Annotated in this window: 6 protein-coding genes; 2 read left to right on the top strand and 4 right to left on the bottom strand. The window is 64.4% G+C overall.

All coding sequences use genetic code 11. From position 1 onward, the window contains the following. The 4 genes from KDH09_09475 to meaB form a co-directional block, all read right to left on the bottom strand. A partial coding sequence (locus tag KDH09_09475) for a pyruvate, phosphate dikinase (GenBank protein ID MCB0219911.1) occupies positions 1 to 1,072 on the bottom strand: 1,072 nt, incomplete at its 3' end. A 34-nt stretch (positions 1,073 to 1,106) separates the two neighbouring features. Further along, on the bottom strand, positions 1,107 to 2,432 hold the full coding sequence (locus KDH09_09470; GenBank protein ID MCB0219910.1) for a glycine--tRNA ligase: 1,326 nt from the start codon (positions 2,430 to 2,432) through the stop codon (positions 1,107 to 1,109). Between the two features lie 255 nt (positions 2,433 to 2,687). Then, a complete protein-coding gene (locus tag KDH09_09465; protein MCB0219909.1) occupies positions 2,688 to 3,428 on the bottom strand; it encodes a response regulator in 741 nt (246 codons plus the stop codon). 108 nt (positions 3,429 to 3,536) lie between these two features. Next, on the bottom strand, positions 3,537 to 4,493 hold the full coding sequence (gene meaB, locus KDH09_09460) for a methylmalonyl Co-A mutase-associated GTPase MeaB (GenBank protein ID MCB0219908.1): 957 nt from the start codon (positions 4,491 to 4,493) through the stop codon (positions 3,537 to 3,539). Positions 4,494 to 4,643: 150 nt separating this feature from the next. On the opposite strand from meaB, the gene KDH09_09455 reads away from it, so the two are divergent. Both KDH09_09455 and KDH09_09450 read left to right on the top strand, forming a co-directional pair. After that, positions 4,644 to 7,307: a DEAD/DEAH box helicase gene (locus KDH09_09455; protein MCB0219907.1), complete on the top strand. Its 2,664-nt coding sequence runs from the start codon at positions 4,644 to 4,646 to the stop codon at positions 7,305 to 7,307. Further along, a complete protein-coding gene (locus tag KDH09_09450; protein MCB0219906.1) occupies positions 7,304 to 7,957 on the top strand; it encodes a hypothetical protein in 654 nt (217 codons plus the stop codon). The genes KDH09_09455 and KDH09_09450 overlap by 4 nt, the downstream gene beginning before the upstream one ends. The last annotated feature ends 209 nt before the right edge of the window (positions 7,958 to 8,166 follow it).

The raw sequence follows: 8,166 nt of genomic DNA, 5'->3' as shown, positions 1-8,166 counted from the left end.
CGTTGCGGGTCTGCAACATGAACAGGCGGTTGCGCTGGATGGTGAATTCGATGTCCTGCATGTCGCGGTAGTGGTTTTCAAGCTTCTGCGCGATCTCGTTGAGCTGCTTGTAGACCTCGGGCATCGCCTCTTCGAGGCTGATGGGATCACCCTCGCCGCGGTTTTCTTTCTTGATGGGGCCGGGCGTGCGGATGCCGGCGACGACGTCCTCGCCCTGGGCGTTGATGAGGTACTCGCCGAAGAAAGTCTTCTCGCCCGTGGAGGGATCGCGGGTGAAGGCCACGCCCGTGCCGCAATCGTCGCCCAAATTGCCGAAAACCATAGCCTGCACGTTGACCGCGGTGCCGATGTCGTGGGAGATGTCGTTGAGGCGCCGGTAAGCGAATGCGCGTTCGTTGTTCCAGGAACCGAAGACCGCGCCGATGGCACCCCAGAGCTGCTCGGTCGGATCCTGCGGGAAGGTCTTGCCGGTGCGGCGCTTGATCTCGGCCTTGAACTCGTCGACGAGTTCCTTGAGATCGCCGGCCTGCAGCTCGACGTCTTCCTTGACGCCGCGGGCCTTTTTCTTCTTCTCGAGAATGACCTCGAAAGGATCTTCTTCGTCCTTTTCGGCCTTGAGGCCGAGCACCACATCGCCGTACATCTGCACGAAGCGGCGGTAGGAATCCCAGGCAAAGCGCTCGTTGCCCGAAGCCTTGGCAAGGCCCTGCACCGTTGTGTCGTTGAGGCCCAGATTGAGCACCGTGTCCATCATGCCGGGCATGGAGACCGCGGCGCCCGAGCGCACCGAGACAAGCAACGGGTTGTCGGAGTCGGAGAACTTCGCGTCCATTTCCGACTCGAGCTTCTTGAGGCTCTCGGTTACCTGCGCCTTGAGTTCCGGCGGATAGCTGAGGTCATGGTCGTTGTAATAGGTGCACACTTCGGTGGTGATGGTGATGCCCGGCGGAACCGGCAGTCCCAGGTTCACCATCTCGGCCAGATTGGCCCCTTTGCCGCCGAGGAGCTGCTTCTGCGAGCCTTCCCCGTCGGCCTTTCCGTTGCCGAAGTAATAGACGTACTGTTTGCTCATTCCCTTACCCTCGCTCGGGCAGCGGCAGCCGGGCTCAGCCCAGTTGCTCGCTGAGGTATTCCATCAATCGGTCGGCGCTCACGCGCTCCTGCTGCATCGAATCGCGCTCGCGCACGGTGACGGTGTCGCTTTCCATGGTGTCGTGGTCGATCGTCACGCAAAAGGGCGTGCCGATCTCATCCTGACGACGGTAGCGCTTGCCGATGGAGCCGGCCTGGTCGTACTGGACGTTCCAGCGTTTCTTGGCTTCGTCGAAGATGGCCTGCGCCTTTTCGGGCTGGCCTTCCTTGCGCATGAGCGGCAGGATCGCGGCCTTCACCGGAGCCAGGCGGCGGTGCAGGCGCAGCACCACGCGGCTGTCCATCTTGCCCTTCTCGTCGGGGGCCTCGTCTTCATCGTAGGCATCGACAAGGAAGGCCAGCGTCGCGCGGTCGGCGCCGGCGCTGGGCTCAATGACGTAGGGGACGAAGCGATCCTTGGACTCGGCGTCCACGTATTCAAGCTTCTTGCCCGAGTATTCGGCATGGCGCTTGAGATCGAAATCGGTGCGGTTGGCAATTCCCTCGAGCTCGCTCCAGCCGAAGGGGAAGAGATACTCCACGTCGGCGCAACCCTTGGCGTAGTGGGCCAGCTCGTCCGAGTCGTGCTCGCGAAGCATCAGATTTTCCTTGCGGATGCCCAGGTCCTGGTACCACTGGAAGCGCGCGTTGCGCCAGTACTCGTACCACTCGGCGTCGGTGCCGGGTTTGCAGAAGAACTCGATTTCCATCTGCTCGAACTCACGCACGCGGAAGGTGAAGTTACGCGGTGTGATTTCGTTGCGGAAGCTCTTTCCAATCTGCGCGATACCGAAAGGAACCTTCATACGCATGGTTTCGAGCGCGTTCTTGAAGTTGACGAAGATTCCCTGCGCGGTCTCGGGCCGAAGGTAGACCTGCGCGGCCGATTCTTCGAGCGGACCCACGAAGGTCTTGAACATCAGGTTGAAGCTGCGCGCCTCGGTCAGATCGCAGTCGCTGTGCTGACCGACCATCTTCGAGGGCTTGTTCGGGCACGGCGTGCTGTCGAGGTGGTCGGCGCGAAAACGACCCTTGCAGGCCTTGCAGTCGATGAGGGGGTCGGTGAAACCCTCCACGTGGCCCGAAGCCTCCCACACGCGCGGGTGCATGAGGATGGACGCATCCTGACCCACCATGTCGTCGCGGCCGCGGACAATGTCCTGCCACCAGGCTTCCTTGACGTTTCGCTTGAGCTCCACGCCGATTGGCCCGTAGTCCCAGGCGCCGTTCAGGCCGCCGTAGATCTCGCTGGACTGGAAGATGAACCCGCGACGCTTACACAGGGAAACGATCTTCTCCATGCTGACCGCGCGGGCCGGGGACTCGGCGCTCGCCGATTTGCTTTGCTCACTCATGCTACGCACACCACCGCGGCTAGATGGCCGCTTCTATTAAAGAGGTCGGATTCCGGCTCCGGGAAACGGAGGAAACGGCCGGGCCATGCCCCGGCCGCACCCGGGTCGGGGCAGAGCCCCGCCGGCGGCCTGCGTTATAGCGTCTGGGTGGTTTTCTAGCAAATTCCGGGGGTTTGGGCAGCTGAGAAGCTGTTTTTGCCCCTATTTCAGCAGGAGCAGCTCGTCGGCTCTCTCGTCGACGAACTTGATGACCTCGCGGTGGGCCTTTTCGCCGATGTCGACAAAATGCAGGCCGTGGGCCTCGGCGTTGGAAGAGGCGTCGTCGAGATGACGGTGCCAGAGAATTTTGGCCTTGGTCTCGACCGCGATTTTGCCGCGGGGAAGAAAGAATTTCATCTCGGTGATCTCGCCGGGGGTGAGCACCTGATTGGCGCGAAGCTGCAGGGCGTTGTGGGAGATGTCCCAGATGCGTCCGACTTTCCAGGTTCCCATGGCGCGGAACTGGGCCATGGCCTTGATGGGAACACGCGGCCATTCGCGCGCGTTGGCATCGCGCTCGAACAGGCAGTTGTTGATGGCGTAGGAAAGCTCGTCGACGGGGCGGGACTTGTCCAGCAGCGCGATGACGATGTGGCCCGGCAGGGACGAAATGTCGATGTCCTGGCTGCGCACGCCCGTGAGAATCAGCACGCGTTCCTTGCGCTTTAGTTCGCTGAGTTTGTGGGCGATCTGCTCACCGGTCAGACCGGGCATCACCTGGTCGAGGACGATCAGGTCGTAGTGGCGCACGTCTTTTTCGAGGATCGCTTCGAGAGCGGCGGTGCCGTCGGTGACCTGGTCGATGTCGCAGGGGGCCATGCGCATGGCGTCGATAAGACCGACGCGGAAGGCCTCGGTGTCGTCGGCCAGCAGGACCGAATATCGCTTGTCATAAACGACCATGGGGCGAGCGCTCTCCCTTCAAGGCTCACGCAGTGCTTTCCGGCATCAGCAGTGGAGATTCCTATCATAGAGGGGCAAGGCCCTTGGGGTAAATCCCTGCATGAAGGACTACTTTTCGATGAGGCGGGCCAGCAGTGCCGGATCGGCAAGCACGTCCAGGGCTGCTGCGTAGGGATTGGTACTGCCCTTGGCGAGCGAGTCGGCCACTTTGGCCAGTTCCCCTTCCCCGAGCGAGGTGCCGATTCGCGCGCGCAGCTCTTCGACCAGTACTTCGACGAACTCACTCCGGCGCGCCTGGGCCCGTCGTTCTTTCTGCCGGGCGCTTCCCTGCAGGGTGTCCTGGTGGGAGGTAATTGCATCGAGCACTTCGGTCACGCCCTTGCCCGCGTTGGCCTGGGTCTTGAGAACCGGCACGCTCCACTCGGAGGCCTCCTGCATGTGGACCATGTTTTCGAGGTCGGCGCTCATGCGCTGGGCGCCCTCGCGGTCGGCCTTGTTGACGACGAAGATGTCGGCGATCTCCAGCAGGCCTGCTTTCATGGTCTGCACCGTGTCGCCGGCCTCGGGCACAAGCACGACGACGGTCGTGTCGGCCACGTCCATGATGTCGAGCTCGCTCTGCCCGACGCCGACGGTCTCGACGATCGCCCAGTCGAATCCCGCAGCGGCGAAGAGGTGCAGCACCTCGCGCGTGGCGCTCGAGAGCCCGCCCAGCGTGCCGCGCGTGCCGAAGCTGCGGATGAAGACGCCGGTGTCGGTGGCGTGGCGGTTCATGCGGATGCGGTCGCCCAGCACCGCGCCGCCCGAAAACGGACTCGAAGGATCGATGGCCGCGATGGCCACGCTCTCCCCGCGCGCGCGAATCTCGGCGATGAGCTGGTCGGTCAGCGTGCTTTTTCCCGCCCCCGGCGGCCCCGTGATGCCCAGTGAACGGATCTTCGCCCGGGCATCGTAGACCTCCGAGAGAATGGGCCGCACCCGGGGGTCACGGTCCTCCACCCGGGAAATCAGCCGCGCCAGCGCCCGCCGGTCCCCGCTGCGCAGTTTTTCGAGAAGCTCGTCCATGTCTCTTTCTCACAAGCCCGCCGCCCCAATCAGAGGGCAGGCCGCGTGAGCAGGTGTAACGCCTCCGGGGGTGACGGGCAAGGAAGAGGCCCCCATCCTCCTGTCCCGCTTCCCCCCGCGCGGGCCCGGTGCCACACTGGCGCTCCGAGCATGAGTGACTCCCCCACAGCACCCCAACCGGTTCTCGATGCCGCGCCGTATTTCTCGGACGCGGCGCGTGAGACCCTACGCGGCGAGATCGCCCAGGCGCTTGGGCGCGAGGTGTTCTTCATCGGACAGGCCGGGCGCGGCGGCGTGGTGGAATCAGTGACGGCGCTGGCGCGCGGCAACGAGTACAGCGTGCCCGCCATTCATGCCAGCGCTCGTCCGGGCGATGTGGTGATCCACAACCATCCCTCGGCCAGGGGAGAGGCGGCTGACCTGCGCCCCTCGGACGCGGATCTCTCCATCGCGACGGGATTTGGCAACAACGGGGTAGGTTTCTACATCATCGACAACGCCGCCGATCAGGTCTACCGCGTGGTGGAGCCACTTCGCCCCAGCGCGCGGCCCGACCCACTCGACGAAGACGCCATTGCGCACATCTTCGACGAGGGTGGCGCTCTCGAAAAAGCCATCGACGGGTTTGAAGTCCGTCCCGAGCAGCGCGAGATGGCCCGCGCCATTGCCACCGCTTTGAACGGCGGACAGGTTATCTGCGTCGAGGCCGGAACGGGCGTCGGCAAGTCGCTTGCCTACCTGGTGCCCGCGATTCACAAGGTGAAGGCGGAAAAGCGCCGCGTTGTCGTCTCGACCGCGACGAAAAACCTGCAGGATCAGCTACTCAACAAGGACATCCCGATTCTCGAGCGCGCGCTGGGCGAACCGGTGAAGGCGGCGCTTGTCATGGGCCGCGGCAACTATGTGTGCAAGCGCAAGGCCGCCGAGGTGCGCCGCCAGCTCGGAGAGCCCGCCGAACAGGATCTCTTCGACGAAGACGAGGGCGATGAAGGCGAGCTCGAACGTCTGCTCGACTGGGCGGAAACCTCCCAGAGCGGCGCGCGCACCGAGCTTCCCTTCGAGCCGCGCTTTGAGAACTGGGAGAAAATCGCCTCGGCCTCCGATCAGACGCTGCGCACCGCATGCCCACACTACAACCAGTGCTTCTACTACAACTCGCGCAGACAGGCCGCGGCCGCCGATATCCTGATCGTGAACCACCACCTGCTGCTGGCCGATCTGGCGCTGCGCGCCGAGCTGGGCCAGTACAACGAAGCCGCCGTGTTGCCGCCCTTTCAGGATCTCATCCTCGATGAAGGCCACCACCTCGAAGAAGCGGCGACCGGGTCGCTGAGCGCGCGGATTACGCGCCCGCGCATCGACCGGCTGCTGTGGCGGCTTGTTTCCAAGCGCAACGAGAACAAGGGCCTGCTCTCGCGCCTCGAGATGCGCGCGCTCAAACACCATGAACAGCTCGACGACGTTGCCACTGCGCGGCTGCTCGACGAGCACCTGCAGCGTGTGCGCGAGCAGGTGCGTGCGGCGCGCCGCCGCGTGGACATGCTCTTTCCCCAGCTCGCCGATGCCGTGGGCAGCTTTCTGGCCTTCGAGACCGCGCGCACCAGCGGCGGCGTGCCGCCCAAGTCGGCGAAGCTCCGCATCACGCGCGAGCGTCACGATGAGGCGCTCTTCCAGGAAGACATTCTGCCGCCGCTCCTTGAGATGACCCACGAACTGGCACGGCTGGTCGGCGCGCTCTCGGACCTGCTTCGCAGCGCAAGTGCGGCCCTCGACCCGGCCACCGACCAGCGGGTGATCGAAGAGATGCGCGCGCCCATCGTGGAGATCGCCAGCGTGCAGAAGCGCCTGCAGGGCGTGTGCGATGATGTGCGCGGCTTCGAAAACGCAACCGACTCGGTGTGCCGGTGGATCGAGCGCTACGAGCGTCGCGGCAAGCCGCAGCTCGAACTGGCCAGCGCGCCCATCGATCTGGCCGAGCCGCTGCGTCGCATCGTCTTCGGCGCGCTCGAGACCTGCACGGTGACATCGGCGACGCTCACGGTGGACGGCAAGTTCAAATACTTCGCCAAGCGCACGGGCGTGGACGGGCTCGAAGAGGAGCGCCGCCTGACGCTCATGCTCTCGAGTCCTTTCGACTACGAAGAACAGGCCATCCTTGCCCTGCCCGATGACCTGCCCTCGCCCCAGTCGGCCGAGTTCGATCGCGAACTGCCGCGAAGGCTCGTTCGACTGGCCGAGCTGGCCGGCGGTGGGAGTTTCTTTCTATTCACCTCGTATGGAAGCCTGCGCCGGGCGTGGGACGCCTGCGCCGATGAGCTGCGCGCGCTGGGCCTGAGCCCGCTTCGGCAGGGTGAGTCCTCGCGCGAACAAATCTTGAAGAGCTTCAAGGCCTCCGAGCGCAGCGTGCTATTTGCCGTCTCGTCCTTCTGGGAAGGCGTCGATGTTCCGGGCGACACGCTCCGCCAGGTGGTCATCTGCCGCCTGCCCTTTGCCGTTCCCGACGAGCCCATCATCGAGGCCCGCTGCGAGGCCATCGAGAAAAACGGCGGCAGCGCGTTCATGGAGTACTCCCTGCCCCAGGCGGTTCTTCGGCTGCGGCAGGGCTTTGGCCGGCTCATCCGGACCCGGCGCGACCGGGGCGCGGTGGTGGTACTGGACTCCAGGATCCTCCAGAAACGCTATGGAGGGACTTTTCTACGCTCTCTGCCGCCCGCCCAGCGCGTTATCGGGCCATGGATGGAAATTGAGGAATCTCTCGGACTATTCTTCCGCCCCGGTGAAGAAGAAATAGAGAAGGCGAGAGGACACCGTTGAAGCTGCAGCGACTTCTACACAAGTGGGTCGGCGCGGCGCTGATTGCACTTGCGATCAGCGGATGCGCCGGTGCGGGCGGCGGGGGCGATGCGCCGCTTGAGCGCGACTACCCGCAAGCCCCCATGCGCGTGAGCGTCAGTGCCGAAGGCGATTTCGTTCTGACCGTTTGCGCCACCGAATCGGCCGCCGATGAGCGCGGTCCCTGGATCCAGAGCATCGAGCTGCAGGACCTGCAGGTCGATCCGCCGCTCACCCTGTGGGAAGCGAACCTTCCGGCGGCCGCGCGCAAGGATGTCTGGAACTGGAACCCAGGCACCCCCTGGCGCGCAACGCTGGGCAAAGCGCCCAAGGACTACGAAAACACCACGCCGCTCAATGTCGAGCTCCAGCGCGACCGCCTCTACCAGATCTCCATCACCGGCTGGGATCCGGGCGAGCTGCTCTTCGTCGTCGCTCCCGGCGCCGGCGGCGTGACCTACTACGACGGCCTCTCCGCCAAGAAAATCCCAAGGCCCCGCATGCCCTGCCTGGAGAGCGAAGAGCCCGAACCCGCCGCGCCGGTCGCGCCGGGCGAAGAAGAGCTCGTCCCCCACGCACCCAAAGAACCCCTGGCCACCGACGACGCACCCGAGGCAAATTTCTTTAAATAGAGGGCTTTGGCAGGCTATTGCAGCCGTTCTGCCCCCCTGCCTCGAACTTTCACTTATTTCTGAAATATCTGTTGACACCGAAATCAGGGCGGACGTAGGCTAGGCCTGTGAGGGAGGCGGGGCCGTGAGAGCTGCGGTTGGCGCGGGCGTGTGCCCGCTTCCTGCCGTTTTCACCCTTACCGGACCTTCCCCACCCATCACCCGGAGCG

The organism is Chrysiogenia bacterium, from assembly GCA_020434085.1.
Classification (GTDB): Bacteria; JAGRBM01; JAGRBM01; order JAGRBM01; family JAGRBM01; genus JAGRBM01.
The sequence above is the reverse complement of the archived record's forward strand: the minus strand, read 5'-3'. Positions and strand labels throughout refer to the sequence as shown.